The sequence below is a fragment of the Enterococcus sp. AZ179 genome, from assembly GCF_050498885.1.
Taxonomy (GTDB): Bacteria; Bacillota; Bacilli; order Lactobacillales; family Enterococcaceae; genus Enterococcus_D; species Enterococcus_D entomosocium.
The window spans coordinates 152786-177380 of the sequence record NZ_JBMHEO010000002.1; the positions used below are offsets into that span (position 1 = coordinate 152786).

Annotated in this window: 22 protein-coding genes; 15 read left to right on the forward strand and 7 right to left on the reverse strand. The window is 42.5% G+C overall.

Annotated elements, in window-relative coordinates:
• The first annotated feature begins 41 nt into the window (after positions 1-41).
• The 4 genes from IGI88_RS17440 to IGI88_RS17455 all read left to right on the forward strand — a co-directional run bounded on the left by IGI88_RS17440 (position 42) and on the right by IGI88_RS17455 (position 4234).
• Positions 42-308, forward strand: coding sequence for an ACT domain-containing protein (locus IGI88_RS17440; RefSeq protein WP_005236306.1), 267 nt, complete (start codon positions 42-44; stop codon positions 306-308).
• Between the two features lie 8 nt (positions 309-316).
• Entirely contained in the window at positions 317-1666 is a 1350-nt protein-coding gene (locus IGI88_RS17445) for a PFL family protein (protein WP_429960028.1), read from the forward strand.
• 140 nt (positions 1667-1806) lie between these two features.
• Positions 1807-3399: a TPM domain-containing protein gene (locus IGI88_RS17450; protein WP_429960027.1), complete on the forward strand. Its 1593-nt coding sequence runs from the start codon at positions 1807-1809 to the stop codon at positions 3397-3399.
• Positions 3400-3616: 217 nt separating this feature from the next.
• Positions 3617-4234 carry an HAD-IA family hydrolase gene (locus IGI88_RS17455; protein ID WP_301389363.1) on the forward strand — a complete coding sequence of 206 codons (618 nt, stop codon included), beginning with the start codon at positions 3617-3619 and terminating at the stop codon, positions 4232-4234.
• 72 nt (positions 4235-4306) lie between these two features.
• Here IGI88_RS17455 and IGI88_RS17460 read toward each other — a convergent pair whose 3' ends face one another.
• Together IGI88_RS17460 and IGI88_RS17465 are read right to left on the reverse strand one after the other, a co-directional pair.
• On the reverse strand, positions 4307-5749 hold the full coding sequence (locus IGI88_RS17460; protein WP_086317345.1) for a sensor histidine kinase: 1443 nt from the start codon (positions 5747-5749) through the stop codon (positions 4307-4309).
• Positions 5739-6407 carry a response regulator transcription factor gene (locus tag IGI88_RS17465; protein WP_005236299.1) on the reverse strand — a complete coding sequence of 223 codons (669 nt, stop codon included), beginning with the start codon at positions 6405-6407 and terminating at the stop codon, positions 5739-5741. The genes IGI88_RS17460 and IGI88_RS17465 overlap by 11 nt, the downstream gene beginning before the upstream one ends.
• Before the next feature lie 170 nt (positions 6408-6577).
• On the opposite strand from IGI88_RS17465, the gene IGI88_RS17470 reads away from it, so the two are divergent.
• Both IGI88_RS17470 and IGI88_RS17475 read left to right on the forward strand, forming a co-directional pair.
• Positions 6578-8377, forward strand: coding sequence for a penicillin-binding transpeptidase domain-containing protein (locus tag IGI88_RS17470; RefSeq protein WP_301389364.1), 1800 nt, complete (start codon positions 6578-6580; stop codon positions 8375-8377).
• A gap of 196 nt (positions 8378-8573) precedes the next feature.
• Positions 8574-9614, forward strand: coding sequence for a CAP domain-containing protein (locus IGI88_RS17475; RefSeq protein ID WP_087664190.1), 1041 nt, complete (start codon positions 8574-8576; stop codon positions 9612-9614).
• A gap of 118 nt (positions 9615-9732) precedes the next feature.
• Here IGI88_RS17475 and IGI88_RS17480 read toward each other — a convergent pair whose 3' ends face one another.
• Entirely contained in the window at positions 9733-10758 is a 1026-nt protein-coding gene (locus IGI88_RS17480) for an AraC family transcriptional regulator (RefSeq protein ID WP_301389365.1), read from the reverse strand.
• A 167-nt stretch (positions 10759-10925) separates the two neighbouring features.
• Here IGI88_RS17480 and IGI88_RS17485 point away from each other — a divergent pair, with 167 nt between their 5' ends.
• The 6 genes from IGI88_RS17485 to holA all read left to right on the forward strand — a co-directional run bounded on the left by IGI88_RS17485 (position 10926) and on the right by holA (position 19415).
• The gene (locus IGI88_RS17485) at positions 10926-12215 is read left to right on the forward strand and encodes a PTS sugar transporter subunit IIC (protein ID WP_016613379.1); all 1290 of its coding nucleotides are present in this window, start codon (positions 10926-10928) and stop codon (positions 12213-12215) included.
• 19 nt (positions 12216-12234) lie between these two features.
• Entirely contained in the window at positions 12235-14829 is a 2595-nt protein-coding gene (locus tag IGI88_RS17490) for a family 78 glycoside hydrolase catalytic domain (RefSeq protein ID WP_429960026.1), read from the forward strand.
• 87 nt (positions 14830-14916) lie between these two features.
• The gene (locus tag IGI88_RS17495; protein WP_008381358.1) at positions 14917-15558 is read left to right on the forward strand and encodes a helix-hairpin-helix domain-containing protein; all 642 of its coding nucleotides are present in this window, start codon (positions 14917-14919) and stop codon (positions 15556-15558) included.
• Between the two features lie 93 nt (positions 15559-15651).
• The gene (locus tag IGI88_RS17500; RefSeq protein WP_005236270.1) at positions 15652-16149 is read left to right on the forward strand and encodes a ComE operon protein 2; all 498 of its coding nucleotides are present in this window, start codon (positions 15652-15654) and stop codon (positions 16147-16149) included.
• Complete coding sequence (locus IGI88_RS17505; RefSeq protein ID WP_429960025.1) at positions 16121-18364, forward strand: DNA internalization-related competence protein ComEC/Rec2; 2244 nt, start codon at positions 16121-16123, stop codon at positions 18362-18364. Before IGI88_RS17500 ends, IGI88_RS17505 begins: the two co-directional genes overlap by 29 nt.
• 31 nt (positions 18365-18395) lie before the next feature.
• Positions 18396-19415, forward strand: a complete 1020-nt coding sequence (gene holA, locus IGI88_RS17510) for a DNA polymerase III subunit delta (RefSeq protein ID WP_034878881.1) — start codon at positions 18396-18398, stop codon at positions 19413-19415.
• 52 nt (positions 19416-19467) lie between these two features.
• On the opposite strand, the gene rpsT is transcribed toward holA, so the two are convergent.
• Entirely contained in the window at positions 19468-19722 is a 255-nt protein-coding gene (rpsT, locus tag IGI88_RS17515) for a 30S ribosomal protein S20 (RefSeq protein ID WP_005230162.1), read from the reverse strand.
• A gap of 236 nt (positions 19723-19958) precedes the next feature.
• On the opposite strand from rpsT, the gene IGI88_RS17520 reads away from it, so the two are divergent.
• Together IGI88_RS17520 and IGI88_RS17525 are read left to right on the forward strand one after the other, a co-directional pair.
• Positions 19959-21014 (forward strand): inorganic phosphate transporter, encoded by a 1056-nt coding sequence (locus IGI88_RS17520; RefSeq protein WP_005236263.1) that lies wholly within the window; start codon positions 19959-19961, stop codon positions 21012-21014.
• A gap of 12 nt (positions 21015-21026) precedes the next feature.
• Complete coding sequence (locus IGI88_RS17525) at positions 21027-21650, forward strand: DUF47 domain-containing protein (protein ID WP_008381351.1); 624 nt, start codon at positions 21027-21029, stop codon at positions 21648-21650.
• A gap of 74 nt (positions 21651-21724) precedes the next feature.
• Here the strand turns inward: IGI88_RS17525 and IGI88_RS17530 are convergent, their stop codons facing one another.
• The 3 genes from IGI88_RS17530 to IGI88_RS17540 form a co-directional block, all read right to left on the reverse strand.
• Positions 21725-22558, reverse strand: coding sequence for an undecaprenyl-diphosphate phosphatase (locus IGI88_RS17530; protein WP_005236259.1), 834 nt, complete (start codon positions 22556-22558; stop codon positions 21725-21727).
• Positions 22559-22706: 148 nt separating this feature from the next.
• Positions 22707-23411, reverse strand: a complete 705-nt coding sequence (locus IGI88_RS17535; RefSeq protein ID WP_005236258.1) for a histidine phosphatase family protein — start codon at positions 23409-23411, stop codon at positions 22707-22709.
• Positions 23412-23445: 34 nt separating this feature from the next.
• Positions 23446-24066 carry an MBL fold metallo-hydrolase gene (locus IGI88_RS17540; protein WP_005236256.1) on the reverse strand — a complete coding sequence of 207 codons (621 nt, stop codon included), beginning with the start codon at positions 24064-24066 and terminating at the stop codon, positions 23446-23448.
• A gap of 98 nt (positions 24067-24164) precedes the next feature.
• On the opposite strand from IGI88_RS17540, the gene IGI88_RS17545 reads away from it, so the two are divergent.
• The gene (locus IGI88_RS17545; protein WP_242691913.1) at positions 24165-24578 is read left to right on the forward strand and encodes a GNAT family N-acetyltransferase; all 414 of its coding nucleotides are present in this window, start codon (positions 24165-24167) and stop codon (positions 24576-24578) included.
• The last annotated feature ends 17 nt before the right edge of the window (positions 24579-24595 follow it).

The following is a 24595-nucleotide window of genomic DNA, read 5'->3' on the forward strand; positions in this document are numbered from 1 at the left end:
TTGTGCTATAATAAGAAAAATTTAATGAAAGGCGGGAGAATATGAAAGCCGTATTAACCGTTATTGGAAAAGACAAGGTTGGGATCATCGCCGGTGTCAGCCAGAAATTAGCAGAATTAGAAATCAATATTTTAGATGTGTCCCAAACGATCATGGAAGATTACTTCACGATGATGATGCTTTTAAACATGGATGCCAATCAGGATTTTGACGGTGTTCGTGAGGAGCTTCACCAAATAGGTCAGGCATTAGGTGTGAAAATCAGCATTCAAAATCAAGAGATTTTTGATACCATGCATAAATTATAGGAGGCACTATGGAGACAAATCAAATACTTGAAACCATTCGCATGGTGGAAGAAGAAAACTTAGATATTCGTACGATCACGATGGGGATTTCATTATTGGATTGTATCGACGCCGATATTGATCGTACCTGTGAGAAAATTTTTCAAAAAATCACGACAAGAGCCAAAGACCTCGTCAAAGTTGGTGAAGAAATCGAAAGTGAGTATGGTATTCCGATCATAAACAAGCGGATTTCGGTTACGCCTGTAGCGATCGTAGTAGCAGCTTGCCAGCCGACACCTCGAGACTGTATCAAAGTTGCGAAGACATTGGATCGAGCGGCGCAAGAAGTCGGGGTCAATTTCATCGGCGGCTATAGTGCGCTAGTAGAAAAAGGCTATCAAGGCGGTGACCTTGCATTGATCGAATCGATTCCAGAAGCCTTGGCACAAACCAATTTTGTCTGTTCGTCGGTCAATATTGGATCAACGAAAGCTGGGATCAACATGGATGCAGTGCGTCTGATGGGAAAAACAGTCAAGAAGACTGCCGAAGCATCAGATATGGGCTGTGCGAAGCTGGTCGTTTTTGCCAATGCTGTGGAAGACAATCCCTTTATGGCGGGGGCTTTTCATGGAGTCGGTGAAGCTGATGTGGAAATCAACGTCGGTGTCAGCGGACCTGGTGTCGTCAAACGTGCCTTGGAAAAAGTCAAAGGCGAGTCCTTTGATGTCGTGGCGGAAACAGTTAAAAAAACAGCTTTCAAGATCACGCGGATGGGGCAATTAGTCGGGCGCGTGGCTTCAGAGCGCTTGAGCGTTCCATTTGGGATCGTCGACCTTTCGCTGGCACCAACTCCTGCTGTTGGCGATAGTGTGGCATTGATTTTAGAAGAAATGGGCCTAGAATCTGTCGGTACCCACGGAACGACAGCTGCTTTGGCATTGTTAAATGATGCAGTCAAAAAAGGCGGCGTAATGGCCTGCAACCATGTTGGTGGTCTGTCGGGTGCTTTTATCCCCGTTTCTGAAGATGCAGGGATGATTAAAGCAGTAGAAGCTGGTTTATTGAATTTAGAAAAACTTGAAGCCATGACGGCGATCTGCTCTGTCGGCTTAGATATGATTGCGATTCCGGGAGATACTTCGGCTGAGACGATCGCCGCAATGATCGCGGATGAAGCAGCGATCGGTGTCATCAACCACAAGACGACAGCTGTCCGAATCATTCCAGCGAAAGGCAAAGAAATCGGCGATCGCATCGAGTTTGGTGGTTTATTAGGGACGGCGCCAGTGATGAAAACCAATCCTGCGAAGTCTACTGATTTCATTTTGCGTGGCGGCCGTATTCCCGCACCGATCCATTCATTTAAAAACTAGCTCGTGTTCATTTTGTAAGAAAATATGATAAAGTGACCTTTAAAAGACTAATCAGAATGCTGTCTTTTAAAGGTTTTTTGGTCCTGTTACTATTTTTTTCATTCCTAAGGCGGATGTTTTTTTGTTTGGAATCGAATACAATGAAAGATAACACGATAAAAAGGGGTGGTAAAATGAAGAAAATCTTCCAACTTGGGATGTTGGTTTTTGTTGGTTTGATGGGATTTTTTGTCCTTCAACCATCAATTGCCTTTGGACAGACATTTGTTCGCGATGATGCCGGGGTCCTTTCACAAGAGACGATCGAACAGATCGATGCCTTGAATAAAGAGGGGTTCCAATCATTGACTGGCGCGCCAGAATATGCTGTGATCACGATCCCTTCCTTAGATGGGCAATCGATTGAAGAGCGTAATTTGGAACTGTTCAATGAATATGGTTTAGGAAATCCAGAGGACAATAATGGACTATTGTTTCTCTTTGCCATTGATGATCGTGAGTTTCGTCTGGGTTATGGCGATGGACTATCCTATGTCTTCAGTGAGCTATCGGAAGATGATTTAGTGGATGAAGATGCCAAAGACGCATTACGAGATGAAGATTATGATACAGCGATATTGGCAGCTTCTAATGAAGTCTATCAGCGAATGAAAGAAGCGGATGAAACGATTGGATTAGGGACGATTTATCAAGATGGCAATCAAATGTTAGCAGAAAAACAGGCACAAGAAGCAGAAGCCACTAAGCAAATGTGGTTCACTATTGGAAAAATCGTCAGTGGTGTCGTAGCGGCAGCAGCTGCAGGCCTTGTCGGGTTCATCAGTTTTCGCCATCTTAAAACCAAACGGCGGTTTGAAGAGCACCTGCCGTTGCCGAAACATCTGTTAGAAGATAGTCACTTCCAACAGAAAGATTTCTTGAAATGGGCTAGCAATAGAAAGAACTATCAGCGTTACCATCAGTATCAGACAGCAAAAGATTGTCAACAAGCATTTACGCAGTATGTGACGAGTACTTACGTGCCAGCGAAATTGAGCTCGATCACCGGATTGTCGACTGCGGATAAACTAGTTATCCAACATGCCTTGACGAATCCAGCAATTGGCTCTTATTTTTCAAACTTGCTGATGAAGAAAAAAACCACGGTCAAACATTTCGGTCAGGTGATCCTTACACAACATGACACCTTAAAAACCTATGAAGCCCAATTAGACAGGGAAGTGTCTGAACGGATGGCAGACTATGATTTATCTGATGCGGTGTTACCTGAGAATTTGCCTTTAGCAGATGCGTATCGAGCAGAAATAGCTAAGCAAGCCAAAGAAGAGATCAGAAGACGCAATGAGCAGGGGCGTTATTTAGCTCAACTTGTGACGGAAAAAGCGACCTATCCTGAGATGGTACAAGCCATTCCGAAAGAAGTTTCTAATGTTATAGTGGAAGTGAAAACAGATGCCTTGTTCCAAGTTGACTTGAAACAGGTTTATCAAAATCACCCAGATTTAGCAAACAAATTATCCTCATTTGATGCTTCTGATCGAGCAGCAGTTTTAAATAATGCTCGCCAAGAGTATGACCCGCATGGGATGAATATGGCGTTGTTCTTTGTGATGATGAATAATCACGTGTCCCATCAAGAACAAGTCATTGCCGATACACAAAGTTCTTCGAATGATTTTGGCGGTTTTAGCGGAGGAAGCAGCAGCGGTGGCGGTGTTTCTGGGAGCTGGTAATTTTTTCGTAAGGAGGAACGTTCATTGTTCTGCAATACATTCGCTTGCATGTAGGTTTGTGCAAGCGGAAGGATTGTATGGTCAATGGCGTTTTTTCTTGTGGAGGAAATCCCTTGATAAATAAGACAAACCAAACAAAGTGTGGTAAACTTTTTAGAGTTACAGAAAATGAATGGAACTTTCATTCATTTGAAAAAGGGAGAAAACGAGGGATATCATGTACCAATCTTACATATGGGATTTTGACGGAACACTTTACGACAGCTACCCAATCATGTTAAAAGCTTTTATTAAGACATTGAAGGAGTATGGCTTCGATCCAGATCCAGCGGAGATTTATTATATATTGAAAGATTCATCTTCCAAAAAAGTTGCTGAAAAATACAACTTAGATTTTCAAGAGTTCACTAAAGCATTCAAAGCAAATGAAGCGCTGGATGATCGTTTGCCGCTTTCCTTTGTAGGAACCAAAGAAACATTAGAAGCCGTGGTTGCTGCTGGTGGCAAGAACTACATTTTGACCCACCGCGATGTCGTTTCAACAAAAGAGCTGTTAGAAAAAGAACAGATGGCAGACCTGATCGTTGAGATCGTAGGACCGGAAAACAACTTTCCCCGTAAACCTGATCCAACTTCATTGATTTATCTTGTCGAAAAATATCATTTAGACAAAGATCAGACCGTCATGATCGGCGATCGTACGATGGATGTTTTTGCAGGACAAGGAGCAGGTGTCAAGACGATATTTTATGATATAGAAGATCTCTTAAAAGATGTATCCGCCGACCATACCGTCCAATCCATGGCTGAAATACAAGAAATCATTAAGTCTTGAGAAATCAAGGCTTTTTTTGTGCAAAGAAAGTAAGACATTCATTACTTATGATGAACGGTATAAACGTGGTTCTCATTGGTCTTCTAGTCTCGGCACAACAAACCAAAAAGAAGTCACGCCATTTTTCGACTCAGCGCCATAATCGAAGGCGTGAGAAGTCAAAATGGTTTTCACGATCGCTAAGCCGATGCCGGTTCCTTCTTTATGTCCTGCTTGATGTTGGACGCGTTGGTATCTTTCCCAAATGAGTTCGAGTTGTTCTGGAGGGATATCTTTTCCGGGATTGATGACAGCAACTTTTGTTCTTGTAGATGTATTCGTTAATTTGATCAAAAGACGCTCGTTTTTAGGTGTATGGTTGATGCCATTGTTTATTAAATTACGCAAAACCTGTTCCATTTTGATGCGATCAAAAAGAGCAATTCCATTCTTACTATCTGCTTCAAAATCGACAGTGATGTCATATTGATTGGCGATCCCTCTTGCGTAGGCAACGACGGAGGAAACCACCTCGTATGTATTCCAGATTTCATTTTTAAGTTGTGTGTAGCCTGCTTGCATGATAGAGAAATCCATGATGTCATCAACCATGGCACTCATACGGTGGGCTTCGCTGATAATTAGTTCCATATGTTCTTTTCGAAGGCGTTCGTCACTTCCAGAAACATCACGTACCATCTCCCCATAACCCGTGATTAACGCGAGGGGGGATCGTAGTTCATGAGAAACATTGGCAATCACTTCTTTTCGCAACACGTCTACTCGCTGAAGTTCTGTGCTTAAGTCCGCAACAGATTCAGAAAGTGTACCTAATTCATCGCCACGGTTTAGTTTGGGTACGGAATAAAGCTCTCCGTTGGTTAAGCGGATGATGGCTTCTTTGATGGTTTTGATCGGGCGAATAAAATGCTGTGCTAAAAAAAAGGAGATCGTTGATGCAAAAATTGTTAATATGATGGTGAATAGAAAGAGTTGCTGTCGATTCATGCTTTGAAGCGCTTCGATTTGAGTGATCGTATTGGAGAGCAAAAGGGCAGCTGGGCGTTGGAAAAGAGTCGTAGGAACGCCAATAAGAATGGCAGAAGACTTTTCAAAGTCTTCTACAGCACTAAGGCTCTCACCGTTAAGGACAGTGGGTGCATGAGATAACAACCAGCTGTATTCGTTGCTCAACCCATCTATGTTTAATTGTTGTCCATTGTTAAATGCCGCCAGAATTTCGCCATACTCGTCGACTAAAAAAAGAGTCCCAACGATCGTTTTACTGAGGAAAAGCAATGGATCTTCTGGTAAATCATCTGGATCTACTGCCATTTCTTCAACAGCGGCAGCTGTTTCCTGAACTGTTTCTAAAAGTGATTCTTTTGTTACATTGATATAATTTGGTTCAAAGAGCAAAATTTGAACAGTCCATAAAAAAGCAATGCCAATGACGACCAGCAGCATATTGGCGGACCAAAGCCGCACGAGTAATTTACTTTTGATGTAAGTAAAACCTAACCGACTAGTCTTCATAATCAAATTTATACCCAACGCCCCAAACCGTTTGGATCAACTCTCGGTAATCCCCTAGACGCTCTCGCAAGGACTTGATGTGTGTATCCACTGTTCTGGTATCACCGAAATAATCGAAGCCCCAGACACCTTCTAAAATTGATTCTCGGCTCAAAGCAATATGATTATTTTTTGTCAAATAGACCAGCAGATCGAATTCTTTTGGCGTAAGCGGCAGAGGATTCCCTTTGATCGTTACAGTATGAGAAAAAACATTGACTTCGAGATCGCCATAAACGATCTTTTCGAACTGAAATTGACTACTTCGTTTCAACACAGCTTTGATGCGAGCCATCAGCTCTTTAGGGCTAAATGGCTTGGCGATGTAATCATCGGCACCAAGATTGAAGCCAAAGAGTTTGTCATACTCTTCCTTTCGAGCGGTAATCATGATGACTGGCGTGTTACAGCTACCTCTGATTTCCGAAAGCGTCTGAAAGCCATCTTTTCCCGGCATCATGACATCTAGGAGAATCAAATCGAATGAATGATTGGTTAATTTTTCCAAAGTTTCTTTTCCATCTGATGCTTCAAAACATAGATACCCTTCGATCTCCGCATAAGTTTTCACTAGGGCACGCATATGAGTGTCATCATCGACAATCAATATTTTTTGCAATTTTATTCACATCCTTAAAAATAATTTATATTTTTTAAAGTATATCACAGCATAATCGCTGAATTAATAAGAAAATGACTCTTTGAAAAATAATTGTTCTTTCCCTCACAAGATCATCACAAATACCCAATACTATAGAGGTATATTCGATCGAAAGGGGCGCTTTGGCGATGTATGACTATCATATAGTCAAAAAGAAAAAAGCGAAGAAAAATCGTAAGCTAGTCGGTCATTGGTTATACATAATCAGTCTTGCGCTTTTTATGGGGTTTTCTGCACGTTTGATTTACATTGTTCAAGTCGGCGTGATTGCTGGCGTCTCTTTGTCTGAAAGAATAGAAAATTTGTATTATAGTTCACGATCCATCGAAACAAGTCGAGGGGCAATTTTTGATCGGCAGGGGACAGTGATCGCACAGGATATTCTTTCCTATACTGTTCGAGCGGTTCTTTCTGAGGATTACATTGATAATGGACGACCCATGTATTTAGACAGAGCGCGCTTTGAGGAGACCGCAACGATTCTTTCGGAGTATTTACCTATTTCTAACGAGCAAGTTTTGTCTATCTTGACAGACGGTGCGAATCAAATAGACCCGCCTGTCTTTCAAGTGGAATTTGGTAATGTTGGCAGTGGTCTAAGTGTGACCACTCGAAATCAAATCGAAGCGGCGTTTGATGCAGCTGGAATCAATGGTATCTATTTCGATGCTCGTTCAAGTCGCAGCTATCCGAATGGCATCTTTTCTTCACATTTGATAGGGACAACGTCAGATGATGATGAAATTCGAGTCGGAGTTTCTGGATTAGAATATGTACTGAACGACTTTTTGAAGAATCAAAATGGGCGAGAGTCTTTTCAAGTCAATGCTTCAGGGAATCCTGTTCCTGCAACCAATCAAATGGTAGAAGAAGGCGTAGATGGGAACGATGTTTGGACGACATTAGATGCTCATCTGCAGTTATTCACTGAATCAGTGATGGATGAGGTTATGGAACAAACACGACCAGAGAATCTGACGGCTTTATTGATGGATGCGAAAACTGGGGAGATTTTAACGATGGCTCAAAGACCTAGTTTTCATCCAGAGACCCAAGAAGGAATTGCGGATGAGCACTTTATTTGGCGTAATCTTTTTACGGAAGAGATGTATGAACCAGGTTCGACCTTGAAGCTGGCAACCGTTGCGGCAGCGATTGATGAAGGTGTTTTTGATCCGACGGAACGCTACAATCCTGTGAGTATGCAGATTGAAGATCGAGTCATCAACGACCACGACTCAGGAGGAAATGGTGAGTTGACGATGCGGCAAGCGTTAGCTTGGTCAAGCAACACTGGGATGGTTCGACTTCAGCAACGGATCGGTTTTGATGCATGGGCGCAGTATTTAACTGATTTTGGACTAGGGAAAGTTACCGGAAGTGAGCTTCCCGGTGAGGTGCCTGGTATCTTACCTTCAAGAAATCGGGTGGATTATGCCATGAGTTCTTATGGCCATGCGATTGGGGTCAATCAGATGCAGATGATGCAGTTATTTAGCGCATTTGCCAATGGTGGCGAGATGATTCGTCCGCAATTGATTCGGCAAGTGGGAGAAGAGACCCAAGTTTTTCCAGAAGTCGTTTCTCAGCCTATTTCACAAACAGCGGCTGATGCTGTATTGGAATACATGACCGATGTAGTGACGGATGAACGCTATGGCACCGCTTATGATGTATACCAACTGACGAACCATGAGATTTCTGTCAAAACTGGGACTGCTCAGATCGCCAATGAGAATGGTCAAGGTTACATGACAGGAGAGTTTGATTATATTTATTCGGCGGTCTCGATCTATCCAACGGATGATCCACAGTTTATTCTTTACCTCACTATCAAGCGACCAGAAGAATACGATCGTCATACCTTAGCTAAAATTGCCAATCCATTGATGGAGCGTTCGATGGCGCTGCAAAGTTTTCGTGAGTAAAAAAGTTTCTTAACAGGAGCTTAAAAAGACATAGACCATCTAAGAAGTTTCATGCTGCAGCTGGTCAATTTTCCAAAGGAATGATAGTCTTTAGAAAAGGCAGGACGGGTTATCAGCGATCCAATCTAGGGATGAATGAGTGGATAAACGATCGCGCTACAGCTAACACATAATGATTCATTGACGGAGGTGTCATATGAAAAAAATAAAATTCTTAATCAAAAGCATTTTTCTCATCGGGCTTCTTTATTTTGTAAGCCAGATGATTACATGGCAAGACGGGCGCTTAGCATTTTGGGATGCTCGACTCAACGAGATCACTCAATCTCTCTCGTCCCAATTTTCTCCTTCACAAGACACTTCAGCCAGGCCATCGGCAGAAACACCTGCCCAGACATATTTATATAATGAATCACGACAAGTGATCGAAGAAACCTTTGGAGAAGCGATCAATGAATCAGCGAATCGATATGGACTGAACTGGACTTCCTATCACGATGATTTTCGTAACTTCATGATGGTGATGTACGATGAACATGATATTGCGCAAGGGATCTATACGAATCAAGACACGATTCTTATCGATGACACGCTAGGTATCGGGTCTTCAAAAGCAAGCGTTCGTAATCAGATGGGTACGCGCCAAGAAAGTCTACAACGAGGATCAAGACGGTATCGCATCGATTCCGATGCCGACTATGATCTGTTCTTACAAGACGATCAATTGATTACTTTTTTCTATGATGTTCATGCCGAAGATACAGTGACTGCGATTCAAATCATCAATCGCTCGCTAGAAACACGCCATGCGAATGATTTTCGCCAAAATCAAGCCGCCATTTTAAGCGGCTTACGAACACAGTTATTTGAATTAACGAATGCCACCCGAGTGAAATTTGGTTTGTCGCCCCTTGGATTCAGTGAAGCAACCAGTGAGACTGCCGTGAAGCATAGCCAAGACATGGCAGAACATCGATATTTTGACCATATTGGGTTAGATGGATCGACTCCATTTGATCGGATGCAAGAAGACGGGATCAGCTTCACTGCTGCAGGGGAGAATTTGGCATTTGGCCAAGCCAGCAGTATTTACGCCCATCAAGGTTTAATGAATTCAGAGGGACATCGGGCAACGATTCTAAACGATGAGTATCAATTTCTCGGGATCGGTATTGCGATCGATACCAGCGAACAGCCATATTATACAACGTTGTATCACCGAGGATCGGCGTCGTAAATTCCTGAATTGCTTGAAACTGATTAGTTAAAAAACACTGCTCATTTGAGATTGCTGCGTTAGCAGCATCAAGTGAGCAGTGTTTTTTTGTCGACAAAATGGTGTGCAGCAGTATTGTTTAGTTTTGACGGTAGGCATGAGGAGAGCACTGATACTTCTTTTGAAACAGCTTATAGAAGAATGAGACATTTTTATAGCCGACTTGGTGTGCGATTTGTTCCACAGGTAGGGAAGAGTTTCTCAACAATAAACTGGCTTGATTGAGTTTTAATTCTTGAAGGATCGTCACAAAGGATCGACCAAGCTGCTGACTGATACGGCGACTCAAATAGCTCGGGTTGTATCCAAATGCCTCCGCAACCGAAGCTAGTGTGCAAGTAGCGAAATGTTTCTCCAGATAGTCCAACACTTCTCCGAGGTACAATTGGTCGCTGTTTTGCGACTCGATCCGTTGCTTTTCCTGGAAGTTACGAACGAGTTCGGAAAAAATAATGATCATATAGGAATGGATGACCTCATGAGAACCGAAGGAGGGGATGAAGAACTGGGCCAAGACCCCGAAAATCGCATCAATCAAATAGTCGTTGTTACTCGTTTCAAACACTAGGTATTGATTGTGCTTTTGGCTTTCAGATAACGCATTGATGGCAAAATCGGCGATCATGCTATTGGATGCTAACCGACTGAGCATCTGCGTGGAAAAGTACTCTTTGCTGATCAAAAAGTTAATAACAATGTCGTCTTGATTTGTTTCGATAATTTGGTGGATCACCCCTGTATCTAGTAAGCAAAAGTCACCTGCCTTTAGGATCACTTTTCTCTCATTGATCATAATTGTGACTGTTCCAGAAAAAACATAATTCATTTCGATAAAATCATGCTGATGTAGTGGCGTAGAAGAAAAGCGTGCATGTTTTAAAATCAAGAGCTGGCTTGTCTTAAGAAATCCGCTATCTTGCGGCCGTTTTCGTATGAGACGAGAAAGGTGTTTTTCGAATGTATATTGGTAGATTGGCTCATTTTTTTCAGTGTAGACTTTCTTAAAATCCTCATAATTGTATGGAAGAGATTGCGTCTTTTTAAGGGCTATTTCTTCGGTAGTCGTCAATTGTTGTAACTGCTGCAGAATGTTCTGTTTATCCATCGCTTTCTCCTTAGGTAAAAAATAGTCAATGAAATAGTAGAGTATCGTCATTGAAGACAGGTAGAGATAGTATATAATACTTGTATGATAGCGTTATCAATTATCATAATCCGGATGATAATAATAGTCAATAGTACCAGCAAATTCGAAAGAAATGGGGAATCACCATGAACCACGACAAACCATCATTAGGGGATAAGATCCAAAGTACCCTTGGTCCATTTGCAAGTAAAGTTAATGGGAATATTTATATTACTTCAGTTAGGGATGCAATGTTAGCTTACATGCCATTCACCTTTATTGCGTCGATCTTTTTAATTATTGCTTTTTTTCCGATCCAACAAGTGACCGATTTTATTACTATGGTGTTGCGAACAGAAGATGCTAGTGTCTGGCAAGAGAAATTGCTCTATGTCAACAATGCCACACTCGCAATCGGTGGTTTGCTAGTTGTCATTTCCCTCGCAAAATCACTGGCAGAAAAACTTGAAACAAACGTTTTGCAATGTGTCTTAACTGCTTTTGTTTCCTTTTTACTATTAACACCGTTGGATGCAATGGAAGCAGGGACTTTTTTAGATATCACCCGCGTTAGCGCGCAATCGATGTTTTTAGCGATTATTGTCGGTATTTTTAGTACAGTTCTTTATAAAAAAATTGAGGGTAAAGGAATCAAAATCAAAATGCCAGCAGCGGTACCACCAGCTGTTTCTGGTCCATTCGAATCGGTGATTCCATCTTTTCTTGTCATCACGACGATTTGGGTCATCCGACTCATCATCGAAGCCTTATTTAACAGTGATGCCATGACGTTGATCAATGGGACCCTTGGGATTCCATTAACTATGTTAGGTGGCTCCCTAGTTGGAATGGTCGTTGTGAAAATTTTCGAGCAATTCCTATGGTTTTTTGGCCTTCATGGAACCTCGATCATTCAAGCAGTGATGGACCCAATCCATCAAGTCCTTGAAGACCAAAATCGTGTGGCATCAGTGGCGGGAGAGATTCCAACGAATATTATCAGTATGAGTTTTCGGAATCATTTTGCTTCGATTGGCGTCGTTGGTGCGATCATTGCTATTTTGATCGTAGCAAAAAGTAAACAGTACAAAGAGGTTGGAAAAATTGCTAGTGTTCCTTATATTTTCAATATCGGTGAACCAGCGTTGTTCGGGATACCGTTGATGTTGAATTTCAGTTTTATCATTCCTTTTGTTTTTGCAAATGCCGTCACAACGATCGTCGCTTACTTTGCTTTTTATTTCGGGCTAGTCCCGATCCCAACTGGGCTTGCGCAAATTCCGTGGACGACTCCGCCGATCATTAGCGGCTATTTTGTCACTGGTAGTATCATGGGCGCATTGTTACAAATCGTCTTGATCGTGATCGCAACGATGATTTGGTTGCCATTTATCAAAGTTGCTGATAAGCAGATCTGTGTTGAAGAAGCACAATAACCCACGAAAGGAGCAGCTTATGAAAGAAACGATAACCATCAACGGAATGACAAAGCCATTAACAGTGGATTTAAATGATCCGATCCTTATTGAATGGTCGATGACCAATCACCAAGGCTACCGATTGCAAATTTTCAATGAACAGCAGCAAGCAGTGTATGACGTTTCCAACATAGCCGCTTCTGAGAATAAAATGGCGGTCCACTTGCCACAGCATCTGCAGCGAAAAAAATATCAAGTCAAATTGACCGCCGGAGCAGGAAACGATGTCACCAGTTACAGTAGTGTGTTTTTCACGATAGCAAAGCGTGAGAAACCTAAAGAAACTATGGGCAAGTGGATCACTCGCTTAGATGATCCTATTAAAAAAGAACGTTTTTACTTTTCAGAAGAGAAAAATAGCTGCTTGTCTCGCTCTTTCACACTGGAAAAGTGTCCTTCCTATGCAGTGATTGATTGCTGCGGGCTTGGTTTTTATCGCTTGTCTGTTAATGGAAAAACGGTATCAGATGTTTATTTAAACAGTGATGTAACGAACTATGATCGAGTCGTCTACTATGATACTTATGAGTTAACTGATTTTTTACAGGAGGGAGACAATCGGATCGAAGTTGAACTTGCGAATGGCTGGTACAACCCTGCTCCGATTGAGATTTTAGGTCGGTATAACATCCGCAAACAACTAGCGATCGGCAAACCCTGTTTCTGGGGGGAGCTTCAGTTAAATGATGGAGGAGAGAATCGCTACATTTACTCAGACAATCAGTGGCAAAGTAGTTTTGGGCCTTATTTGCAAAACAATCTTTATATAGGAGAAATCGTTACCGATGTACCTGATCCTCGTCCAGAAGGAAAAACGGTACAAATTGCTGGACCCGCGGGACGTTTTAAGCCAAGCTTTATTCCAAAAATCAAGCGCACACAATCGATCGTTCCCCAAAAAATGACCGAAACTGCAGCGGGACTGCTCATTGACTTCGGTCAAATCATCAGCGGTCAATTTACTTGTACTCTTGAGGAAGATTTCATTGGTCGGATCAGAATCAGCTATGCAGAAACATTAGACGAGCAAGGCAGCCCTGATTATACGTCTACGATCAGTGGAACTTATGGCGTCTACGATCCCTATGAAGGGAAGCAGCCAGATGATCCTATCGTTCAACGAGACATCATTGAGAAAACGGCAGCGAAGACGTTCGTTTTTGAAAACCGTTACACGTATCATTCCTTTCGCTATGCGTTGATCGAGACGAAACCTGCTGACAACCTTCAAGCGATTGTAGGAGCAATCAAAGCCTATCGCTTGCATACGGATGTGAAATCGTTGGTGACACTTGAAACCTCCGATCCTTTCTTGGATCAGTTATGGGCGGTTGGACAAGCCACGCGGTTGAACAACATCCACTCGTATTTTGAGGACTGCACTCGTGAGCGCTTTGGTTATGGTGGGGACATCGTTGCGTTACTACCAACGCAGATGGCAGATCTGGCGATTGAGCCGTTGTTGGAAAAAGTGTTGTGGGATTTTGCCAACGACCAACGACCGGATGGTGCAATGACTGCAACTGCACCATTTGTAGGAATCATGACAAATGGTCCATCAAATGGTGGTGGTGCGTTAGGGTGGCAATTGGTAGTTCCAGAGCTTGCTTTGGCCTTGGTGAAGACCTATGGAAAACAAGCAGCGGTTGCCAAGCTGCGTCCACAGTTGGAACGGCATCTCAACTATTTACTCGCTTTTGATTTTGATTATATCGCCCAGTGCTGTCTCGGCGATTGGGGAGCAATTGATGAAACTCGGCAAAACGAGGTTATTACTTCGCCAGATCAGTCATTTTGCTCTGCCTGCATGTATCTGCTTTTACTACAGCGTTACCAAGAATTGATCGACTTGAGGATCATTGGTAACGAGGACTATTGTCAGCGAGTGACAGCAGCGATCCAGTACACGACACTGCAAATCAAACAGAAGTTTTCTAAAGGAAATGAGCAATACGGTGCGGGCACCTTGTCTAGCATGATCTTTGCAATGAAGACAGGACTCAGTGAGAAAAAACGAATATTGCCAAAACTAGTACAACGGATCAAGCAGCAAGAGGGTATTTTCTCTTTCGGCATCTTCGGGATGGCATGGAGTTATCAGTTGCTGGCTGAAGCTGGCTATAATGATATTATTTTTGATTGGTTAACGAGGAAATCTGCGCCTAGTTATGCAGCAATGCTGGCAAGCGGAAACGGCACTTTGATGGAACATTTTCCAACGCCGCAACATTCAGCCACTTACGAGGGTTCGTTGAATCATGCCATGTTTGCTTCTTATGGGTATTGGTTTGTCCGTCATTTATTAGGCATTCAGATGACAAGCGCTGGGATACTGATACAACCAGCCTTCGATGTACCTATAGCCCATGTCAAAGGCTCCTTACAAAGTACGTTTGGATTAGTAGCTTTAAGCTGGGAAAAGACTGATCGTACCGTTCGCTTAACGGTGGAGTTGCCACGAACATGTGGCTATGAAATCAGTCAGATGAAAGGTTTTAGAATAGTCAGTGAGAAAATAGAAGATGAGGGGGGGCGAAAAAAAGTTTCCTGCCTATATACGATTACTACTTAGCTAGTGAAAAAGTCGACACGTGGAAAGTGTTGACTTTTTTTCTGTCGTTTACTATCTTTTGCGTATTTCATCTATGAGGTGGTGAAAATGGATCGATGGAAGCTGTTCAAAGACTATTGGCGATTTGCAGTTGGTGGTGCTGTTTTGATGGTGTTGCTGATCATCTGGTTTGTACCGTTCTCGCAAAAAAAAGAAACAAACTGGCATTCAATGGCAGATGCAGCAGGTCAATCGTCTGAAATGGGGGAAGGTGGAGCCCTTCAAGAAGATAGTCTTCACGATGAAGAGTATGAGATCGTTATAGATGTCAAAGGGGAAGTGCACCAACCGGGAATTTATCGCTTGAAATCAGGTGCGCGGATGTATGAATTGATCGAACAAGCAGGTGGTCTGACAGAAGAGGCGTTAGAAACAGCCATAAACTTAGCACAAGTGCTGCAAGATCAACAGATGGTGATCGTCCCTCATAAAGAGGATCAAGCGTTTATGGAGATGAATGCTTCAGGAGTAGGTGGCAGCCAAACAGCAGTGACACAAATCAATCTGAATCAAGCCAATGCGCAGCAACTGCAAGAACTGCCGGGTGTGGGTGCCAAAAAAGCAGAAGCAATCATCGCTTACCGAGAAGAATATGGCTTTTTTAAACAGATTGATGACCTAAAAAAGATCACAGGCATCGGAGAGAAGACCTTTGAGTCCTTGAAAGAGATGATTACAGTGGCGGACTGAACCAAATAAATGTAAGAAATACTAAGAAATGACGGTTGAAAATTCAAGAAATTCGATTAGAATAGAACTAATCAATGACAAAGGAGCAAACGAATGAGCAATACGAGAATCCCATGGGACCAGTATTTTATGGCACAAGCTGTATTACTGTCTTTACGCAGTACGTGTTCCCGACTTGAAGTCGGCGCTACATTAGTCAAAGATCGCCGAATCATCGCTGGAGGCTACAACGGGTCCGTCAGTGGCGATGTACACTGCATTGACGATGGCTGTTATGTTGTCGATGACCATTGTATTCGGACGATTCATGCAGAAATGAATGCCTTATTGCAATGTGCAAAATTAGGGGTGTCAACAGACAATGCGGAAATCTATGTGACGCATTTTCCCTGTCTTCCCTGTACGAAAGCAATTTTGCAAGCAGGGGTCAAAAAGATCCATTATTTGAATGACTATCGCAACAATCAGTATGCAATGGAACTGATTCAACAAGTAGGTGCTTCCGTCCACCAAGTTGAACTCGATCCGGTGTATTTTGAAAAACTTTCGTTTGGTGTGCTGAATGATGCACAACCAACAAAAAAGAACTGATTCATTTTTATTTCTTAGTATTATTTTTGCTTGTTCGGTGACTGCTTACTACCGGCAGTCCATCTTACTGGGACTCATTGCACTTTATTATTTCGGGATGCTTGTCTTAAAACGACAAGCATTTTTGTGCATGATTTGTTTTGTCGGACTGTTGCTGTTAAGTGTCCGCGTTTCTCTTTCTCGGACTGGGAACATACAAGAAGGTGAGTATCAAGGGGTAGTCAATGTGCTGCCAGACACGATCAAAATCAATGGCGATCTACTTACATTTGAAGCAAAATCCTCTGCAGGTAAAGTGATTGGCCGTTACACAATTTCTTCAGAGACTGAAAAACAGCAATGGCAGGATCGATCCGATTGGGGGAGAAAGCTGCTGGTGAAAGGATTTTTTTCTCTTCCTGAAAAACCACGAAACCGCCATGGATTTGACTATTCTGCCTATCTGGCTAGTCGATCAATTATTGGCACAGTCCATATCGAGCAAATGGTAGGGATGGAAGAAGCAGATGCAGGCTTTTCACTTGCAAAAGTTCGAGCAGATGTTATTTCTTCTGTTCAACGAATCTTTCCTGAACGCTCAGCTGCCTATATCAATGCGTTGCTCTTTGGTTTTAAAGACCATGGCTTTCAAGAAGTACGTCAAATGTATCATGCTAGTGGCTTATTGCATTTCTTTACGATCTCAGGAATGCATGTCGTCTTATTTTTCAAATGGTTTCGCGGATGCTTCTGCCGATTGGGGTTTACGCAAAAAGAAATGCTGTTGCCAATGGGGGTCTTTTTCTTAGCCGTAATTGGTCTTTGTGGCGGCGGCATTAGTGTCTGGCGTGCTGTCTTGGCATTATCGGTTACTGAAGTAACAACTCTTTATCAACAACGGCTATCGGCAAGTGATCATTATGGGATCGTCTTAACGACTCTTTTATTCATTGATCCCAAAGTATTGCTTCAAACATCGGGGCAACTAAGTCTTTTGATGACCTTCCTGATAGTAATGCAGCGACCGATCAAACTGACGTGGTTTTGGCGTAGTCAGTTCCTCACGGTGCTGGCTGCGCCTGTCATTGCCTCGCTCTTTTATGAATTCCCATTATTTGGGGGCTTTTTGACGTTTGTCTTTTTACCATTTTTTCAATTGGTTTTGCTGCCAGCCTGTTTCTTAATGTTCGTTACTGGGACTCTTTTTCCAACCATCAGTGGGCTGATTGCCCTTTTTGAAGGGCTTTTGCTGCTTATGGAAGTTGTCGTGGGCGCTGTAGGAGGCGTGTCGATAACGGTGGGTGCCGTTCCTGCAGGATTGGCTGCTAGTTGTTGTTTGCTCAGCTTGCTCTGTTACCAAAAGAAACGGTGGCTGCTGGTGATCTGTTTTTCGCTTGTTGTACCAATCGTCTTTCAGAAGAATCGCGTTTTACCCACCATTAGTTATGTCGACGTTGGTCAAGGCGATAGTATCGTTTTACAGGCAGAAAAAAATCGCGAAGTTTATGTGATCGATACTGGAGGTTCTCTGTCTTTTCCGAAAGAAAACTGGCAAGAGCGCAAACGACAAGCTGCTGCGGAATCTACATTGATTCCTTTTTTGAAAGGGGAGGGAGTCAGGAAGATCACCGGTTTGTTTCTAACTCATGGCGACACGGACCATATGGGAGATGCGCTAGCATTGATGAAGGCGATCCCCGTTGAAACGTTATATCTCGTACCAGGAAGTGAACAAGATCACCGCATCGCCAAGCTATTAAACGAACTGCCTAAGCAGACAAACGTTGTTTGGACGACGGTTGGCCAAGTAGTGGGTGATTTCCTTCAGTTGCAAGTATTGGCACCAGAATCAGGTGCAGGACAAAACGAAGATTCGCTGGTGATTAAAACCAAGGTAGGGGATAAAACATTTTTATTTACTGGCGATCTCGAACAAGCAGGGGAAAAAAAGTTGATTCATGATTATCCGAATCTTAAAGTTGATGTATTGAAACTAGGGCATCATGGCAGTCGAACCTCGACGGCACCTGAGTTTGTTGCGGCAATCGATCCCCAATTCGGGATCGTTTCAAGTGGACGGAACAATCGGTACGGGCATCCTCATGAAGAGGTGCTTGAAACGTTGGTAAATCAGACCGTTTTGCGAACCGATCAGCAAGGCATGATCCAATTTATTTGGTCTGAAAAACAACAATCATTTTTGATAAAAACGCTGCTAGACTATCCGATTGACTAATGGTAGGATAAGAATGAAAGCGGGGGGAACGATGGAATTACAAAAAGCGTTGCAAGCAATTCGAACCAAGGAGTTGCAATCGATTTATCTAGTCATCGGCAGTGAAATGTTTTTACAAGAGCAAGTTCGCACGGCCTTTTTGGAGCGTTTTTCCGTTGGGAAAGATGATCTGAATTTTGCTTCCTTTGACATGGAGAAAGATCCCCTTGATATGGTGATCCAAGAAGCTCAATCGTTGCCTTTTTTTGGCGATCAGCGATTACTGTTTGTTGAGCGGCCATTTTTCTTAACGGCTGAAAAAAAGAGCAATGCACCTGAGCATGACCTAGATGATTTTTTGAATTACATCAAAGACCCATTGGAATCATCGGTAATTGTGATTTTTGCAGATGTCGATAAATTAGATGAACGGAAAAAAATTACTAAGCAATTGAAGAAAGCCGCAGTTGTGATTGATGTCGCACCTATGAAAGAAGCCGACGTGCGTCAGTATCTCCAACAGTCGTTGGCCAATGATGGCATCGAAATGAGCCGAGAGGCGTTTGATTTGTTTTTACGGTTAACGGATCTGCAACTATCAAAAGCGATGCAGGAGTTACAGAAACTACGGCTGTATGCAGGAAATGGCAATAAAATTACGAAAGAGATCGTCTTGCAGTTGATCCCTAAGACGTTGGAACACAATGTCTTTGAATTAACCAGCGATGTCTTAAAGGGGAACGTATCGGATGCGTTGCGCTTGTATGACGATCTATTATTGCAAGGGGAAGAGACGATCAAGATCAATGCTATTTTGATCAGCCAAGTCCGTCTACTGTTACAGGCAGCGATTTTGATGAAAATTGGCTACCAGCAAGCCAATATCGCAGAAACGTTGGGGATTCATCCGTACCGAGTGAAGTTAGCGATGCAGCAAGCTCGGGGGTTTGGAGAAAAGCAATTAGCGGCACTATATAGTGAATTGATCGAAAATGATTACTTAGTGAAAAGTGGTCAGATGGACAAAGAGTATTTGTTCCAGCTATTTGTTTTAAAACATGGCAAACAGTAAGTCAAAAAGAAAGGCGCAGCAATCATCGATTGCTGCGCCTTTCTTAATTTGCTTATTTTGCAATTTTTTTACTTAAACGAGATTTGTCGCGACTAGCTTTGTTCTTGTGGATCAATCCTTTAGTCTCAGCCATATCGATTGCTTTAACAGCATCTTTATATAACGCATCTACGTTATCAGCACCAGCTTCAACAGCTTGATCAAATTTTTTGATTGCTGTACGCATTGTGCTTACTTGAGATGAATTCTTAGCATTAGCCGCTTCGCTTGTGCGAACACGTTTGATTGCAGATTCAATGTTTGGCATGTATTTCACCTCCGAAAAAAAAGTTCAATTACGTTTAGAAAACGTATAAATCAACACTAGTCATTATACCTAATGCCAAGAGTGATTGCAATAAAAGTTGTAAAGAAATTTTACTTAACACAAAAATTTGTTTTTCGGCCGTGCTATTTTTTGCTTTATGGTTTTGAAAAATGCTTCTTTACACATTTTTTACTGAATAGTTATAAAAAGTTTACACAGAAAGAGCTTTCTATGCTATGATTACTTCGGAATTTTTAAATGGGGGAATCTATGTGAATATCGCTTTGTTTCTAACGATTGTCTTGTCATTAGGGGTGATTTTCGTCAACGGGTGGACGGATGCGCCGAATGCTATTGCAACCGCTGTCTCCACGAGAGTCTTACGCCCGAATATCGCCATTGGCATGGCAGTCGTCATGAATTTCTTAGGTGTGCTGGTGATGACGTATTTTAATGCGCAAGTTGCAGAAACCATCAGTAATATTGTGACTTTTGACTCAGGCGGGAGTTTTCGGGTCTCACAGATCGCATTAGCCGCTGCCTTGTTTTCAATTGTTGTTTGGACGGTCGCAGCTTGGTATTTTGGGATCCCAACCAGTGAATCCCACGCGTTGATCGCAGGACTGACTGGTGCAGCCATGGCCCTTGGTGGGTTACATGCAGTCAACGGTGAAGAATGGATGAAAGTCTTAATCGGTCTCGTTGTGTCTACGTTAATGGGGTTTATTGGTGGATTTTTGATCACGAAACTGATCGTATGGCTCTTTCGCGATACCCAGCGGCGAAAAGCCAACAAAATTTTTACGGTTGGTCAAGCCATCGCGGCTGGTGCTAATGCCTTCTTGCATGGTGCCCAAGATGGACAAAAATTCATGGGTGTGTTCATGTTAGGCCTTTTTTACAACAATCTTGCTGAAAAGACCGGCAATGGCTTTGCCATCCCACTGTGGGTGATGGTTCTTTGTTCCTTGACCATGGGGATCGGTACATCGGTCGGTGGGATGAAGATCATTAAATCAGTGGGAATGGATATGGTAAAACTGGAAAAATACCAAGGCTTTTCTGCAGATGTTACTGCAGCAATCTGTTTGTTCTTGTCTTCCGTATTTGGTATCCCAGTTTCAACAACGCACACGAAAACGACCGCTATCATGGGCGTTGGAGCGTCTCGGCGTTTTTCTAGCGTTGATTGGCGCATTGTAAAAGAAATGATCTATGCTTGGATTTTAACCTTTCCTGGCTGTGGATTGATTGCGTTTCTAATGGTCAAATTTTTATTGCTAATTTTGTGAGGAGAGAAAGTAATGGCACGAAAAAAAGGATTCGATTATTTTGCAGCAATGGAGCAGTTGGCGACGAACGGCCATTTAGCTGCCAAACGTTTTTCGCTTTTGATCAACGATTATTCTGAACGAGCATTGACCGAAGCAGCAGCTGAGATTCATGCTTTGGAAAAAGAAGGGGATAAAGTGATCGCTGAGCTAACCAATGAGTTATATGATTCATTTATCACCCCTATCGATCGCGAGGACATCCTAGTCATTTCAGAGCGTTTAGATGATATTTTGGATGGCATTATGGGACTGACTTATTTATTTGAGAATTTGGTCATTACGAAGATCCGCCCTGAAACCAACTTATTTGCTGGAATGATCGTTCAAGCGACACAAGGCGTTGAAACGGCCTTAAAAGAATTTCCTAAGTTCAAAAATTCAAAAACATTGCGTCAAATGATTAATGATGTGAATACGATTGAATCAGAAGCAGACCGTTTGTATTCAAAAATGAAAAAAGCGTTATTCACAGACGAAACGGACGTTCTTGAAATCATTAAATGGAAAGATGTTTATGATCGTTTTGAATCAATTATCAACGACACCGAAAGTGCGGTGGATATTATTGACGGTATGGTAATCAAAAACACGTGAGGAACTAGAGACCTTTCAAACAAAAAAAGAGCAACTCTTGGGCAGGTAAGTGCCACAAGAGTTGCTCTTTTTGCTTATAATTGGATCAGCCAATAGCCGATCAAAATGATTCCTAAAACGATACGATACCATCCAAATACGGTAAAATCGTTACGCTTGATGTAGTTCATCAAGAAACGGATCGCGATGATCGAAACGATGAATGAGACGATGGTTCCTGTTAATAAGATGACGGTTCCTTGGAAATCAAAGGCATTGCCATCTTTCAAAAACTTGAAGATTTTCAAGGCACTGGCACCAAACATGGTTGGAATACCTAAGAAAAATGAAAATTCAGCAGCAACATAACGAGAAGCGCCGATCATGATAGCACCTAAGATAGTAGCACCAGAACGAGAAGTTCCTGGGATCAATGCCAATACCTGGAACATGCCGACAATCAAGGCCGCTTTGTAGGTGAATTTGTTCAAATCGGTACATTTCGGTGCTTTATTCTTGTTTCGTTTTTCAACTACGATAAAGCCGATCCCATAAACGATCAAGACGATCGAAACGGAGAAAAAGTTGTAGAAGTGCGCATCTAACCAATCATCTAACGGCAATCCGATAATAACCGATGGCAAGACCGCAACAATAACTTTAAACCATAACGTCCACGTATCTTTTTTCTCTATTTCATTTTTTTGTGGGGAAAAAGGGTTCAGTTTATGGAAATATAAGTAGACGACCGCTAGTATCGCGCCCAATTGAATGACAACATTGAACATCGTCATAAATTCGGGGGTAACATTCAAACCGATAAATTCGTCGGCAAGAATCAAGTGACCAGTGCTGCTAATTGGCAGCCATTCCGTGATCCCTTCAATGATCCCAAATAAAATCGCTTTTATAAAATTTGTAAAAAACATTGAGCCAGTCCTTTCTATGACAAAATACAACTCTTAGTATACCGTTTCCTGATTCGAATACCAATCTTTTTCCTAAAAAAAGAGGGCAGTTTTTAAAACAAAAACTGCTCCTTTCTTGAAGAAATTGATTAGCCGTCAGAGGTTTCTCTTAGGACAAAAGCTCTTGAGAGAGCGCTAAGCCTTTTTTGATGTATTCTGTGTTACCAACTTCGGCGATGGTAAAGCTGCCGTCTTCGTAGATCAGTCGAGTGACCGAACCATTTTCAATATCCATACGAACATTGTTCTCATCATTGATCAGATGCAAAAGAAAAGCGATCGTTAAGCCGTGAGACACAACTAACGCATTGCCGCCGCCTTTTTTCTCAACGCGATAGGCGATATCTTCAAACCCTGTTTTGACACGTTCGGTCAAAACATCAAAGGTTTCCGCCCAATTGGCTGTATCGGCGTGGTAGATCGCATTGGCGATCGCCTCAAACGTGACATGATTAGCAATCATCTCATCATAATCAGGAAAATCAAGAATCCGCGGCAGAACGCCCCACATTTCTGCATCATAGGCCCCTTCAAGTGAGCCAAAGCACCATTCACGAATCCGTTTGTCGATGTGATAAGGGATCTCTGGTCCTCTAACATGTTCACCCAGTATCAGACGCATGGTTTCAATTGCGCGACCGCTGTCACTGGATACTGCTTCTACAAAATCCACATCGCGTAACCCAAGGCCTAAATAGTGGATGCCTTGTTCACCGGTTCGAGTCAATGGGGTGTCACACCAGCCTTGCACCCGCTGCAATGTGTTAAACATTGTTTTTCCGTGACGCACGACATACAATTCCGTCTTTGCCATAACTAGTTATTCCTCCTTTTGATTCGTCATACGTTTATGCGTTAAAAAACGGATTGGTCCGTTTCTCAATTTCGATCGTTGTTGGTTCTCCGTGGCCAGGATAGACCGCCATTTGATTCGGTAAAACAAAGAGTTGCGTTTGGATGCTGGTCAGCAATTGTTCCAAATTTCCGGTTGGCAGGTCTGTCCGACCAATGCTACCTTTAAATAAGGCGTCTCCGGAAACGACAAAATTGTCAAAAATAAAACTGACGCTGCCAATGGAATGACCCGGGGTTGCAACAACCTTAAAGGACATGCCAGCTATCTCGTACTCTTTCAATTCTAGCTCGAATTCAGCTGGACGTGCGGTGATGGTTCCTAATTCAGGATGACGGCCAGAAAGGTTTTTCATAGGATCACTTAGCCATCCTTGCTCAAGCGGACTCACGTAAACGGGGATCTGATAATAATCCCGCAAATGGTCAACTGCGCCGATATGGTCATAATGAGTGTGGGTCAATAAAATCGCTGCTGGTTTTGCGCCTGTTTTTTCGATCTCAGCGATCAATCTCGCTGCTTCTGCTCCAGGATCAATAATCAACAAAACATCTTCTTTCCAAATTAGGTAACAATTTTCTTGAACGGGTCCTGTCACTAAACCAATGATTTTCATGCTAAAACCTCCTAGGATCACAAATACTTGTGTCTGACTATAAGTATAGCTTAAAGTATAAGAGGAAACAAAGAAAGGTTTTTAGGAGTGAAAAATTAATGATAAAAACGATAAACGCAGAAGACAATCGTCAGGCAGTCTGTCAATGGCTCAATCATTCAACGAAAAAAACAGAGGCAGTGAGTGCCTTTTCCGATCAAGAGCAGCTTTCATTTGCTTTTTTTGACAATCAGGATCAACTTGGTGGGGTGATTGGGAAACGGACAGGCAATACGATCCATATTCAATTGATAGCAGTTGATCCAAGCCATCAGAATCAGGGGATCGGGAAACAATTGATAAAAGCACTTTTTGATCACGGTAAAAAAGCGGGGTGTCGTTCCGTGACGGTTACCACCCAAGACTACCAAGCGCCGCAATTCTACCAAGCAGTCGGCTTCGAACCGTTTGCTGTGCTTACGGATACACCTGTGCTTGGCACGGATAGGCTTTACTTCGTGAAGATGCTGTGATCAACCTTTGGCAGGCA

Excerpts from the sequence above, each read along its gene's own strand:
- IGI88_RS17445 (WP_429960028.1), top strand. The coding sequence starts at position 317 with ATGGAGACAAATCAAATACTTGAAACCATTCGCATGGTGGAAGAAGAA.
- holA (WP_034878881.1), top strand. The coding sequence starts at position 18,396 with ATGGAATTACAAAAAGCGTTGCAAGCAATTCGAACCAAGGAGTTGCAA.
- rpsT (WP_005230162.1), bottom strand. The coding sequence starts at position 19,722 with ATGCCAAACATTGAATCTGCAATCAAACGTGTTCGCACAAGCGAAGCG.
- IGI88_RS17450 (WP_429960027.1), top strand. The coding sequence starts at position 1,807 with ATGAAAGATAACACGATAAAAAGGGGTGGTAAAATGAAGAAAATCTTC.
- IGI88_RS17490 (WP_429960026.1), top strand. The coding sequence starts at position 12,235 with ATGAAAGAAACGATAACCATCAACGGAATGACAAAGCCATTAACAGTG.
- IGI88_RS17470 (WP_301389364.1), top strand. The coding sequence starts at position 6,578 with ATGTATGACTATCATATAGTCAAAAAGAAAAAAGCGAAGAAAAATCGT.
- IGI88_RS17495 (WP_008381358.1), top strand. The coding sequence starts at position 14,917 with ATGGATCGATGGAAGCTGTTCAAAGACTATTGGCGATTTGCAGTTGGT.
- IGI88_RS17500 (WP_005236270.1), top strand. The coding sequence starts at position 15,652 with ATGAGCAATACGAGAATCCCATGGGACCAGTATTTTATGGCACAAGCT.
- IGI88_RS17455 (WP_301389363.1), top strand. The coding sequence starts at position 3,617 with ATGTACCAATCTTACATATGGGATTTTGACGGAACACTTTACGACAGC.
- IGI88_RS17535 (WP_005236258.1), bottom strand. The coding sequence starts at position 23,411 with ATGGCAAAGACGGAATTGTATGTCGTGCGTCACGGAAAAACAATGTTT.
- IGI88_RS17530 (WP_005236259.1), bottom strand. The coding sequence starts at position 22,558 with ATGTTTTTTACAAATTTTATAAAAGCGATTTTATTTGGGATCATTGAA.
- IGI88_RS17480 (WP_301389365.1), bottom strand. The coding sequence starts at position 10,758 with ATGGATAAACAGAACATTCTGCAGCAGTTACAACAATTGACGACTACC.
- IGI88_RS17520 (WP_005236263.1), top strand. The coding sequence starts at position 19,959 with ATGATTACTTCGGAATTTTTAAATGGGGGAATCTATGTGAATATCGCT.
- IGI88_RS17440 (WP_005236306.1), top strand. The coding sequence starts at position 42 with ATGAAAGCCGTATTAACCGTTATTGGAAAAGACAAGGTTGGGATCATC.
- IGI88_RS17540 (WP_005236256.1), bottom strand. The coding sequence starts at position 24,066 with ATGAAAATCATTGGTTTAGTGACAGGACCCGTTCAAGAAAATTGTTAC.
- IGI88_RS17485 (WP_016613379.1), top strand. The coding sequence starts at position 10,926 with ATGAACCACGACAAACCATCATTAGGGGATAAGATCCAAAGTACCCTT.
- IGI88_RS17545 (WP_242691913.1), top strand. The coding sequence starts at position 24,165 with ATGATAAAAACGATAAACGCAGAAGACAATCGTCAGGCAGTCTGTCAA.
- IGI88_RS17460 (WP_086317345.1), bottom strand. The coding sequence starts at position 5,749 with ATGAAGACTAGTCGGTTAGGTTTTACTTACATCAAAAGTAAATTACTC.
- IGI88_RS17525 (WP_008381351.1), top strand. The coding sequence starts at position 21,027 with ATGGCACGAAAAAAAGGATTCGATTATTTTGCAGCAATGGAGCAGTTG.
- IGI88_RS17505 (WP_429960025.1), top strand. The coding sequence starts at position 16,121 with ATGATGCACAACCAACAAAAAAGAACTGATTCATTTTTATTTCTTAGT.
- IGI88_RS17475 (WP_087664190.1), top strand. The coding sequence starts at position 8,574 with ATGAAAAAAATAAAATTCTTAATCAAAAGCATTTTTCTCATCGGGCTT.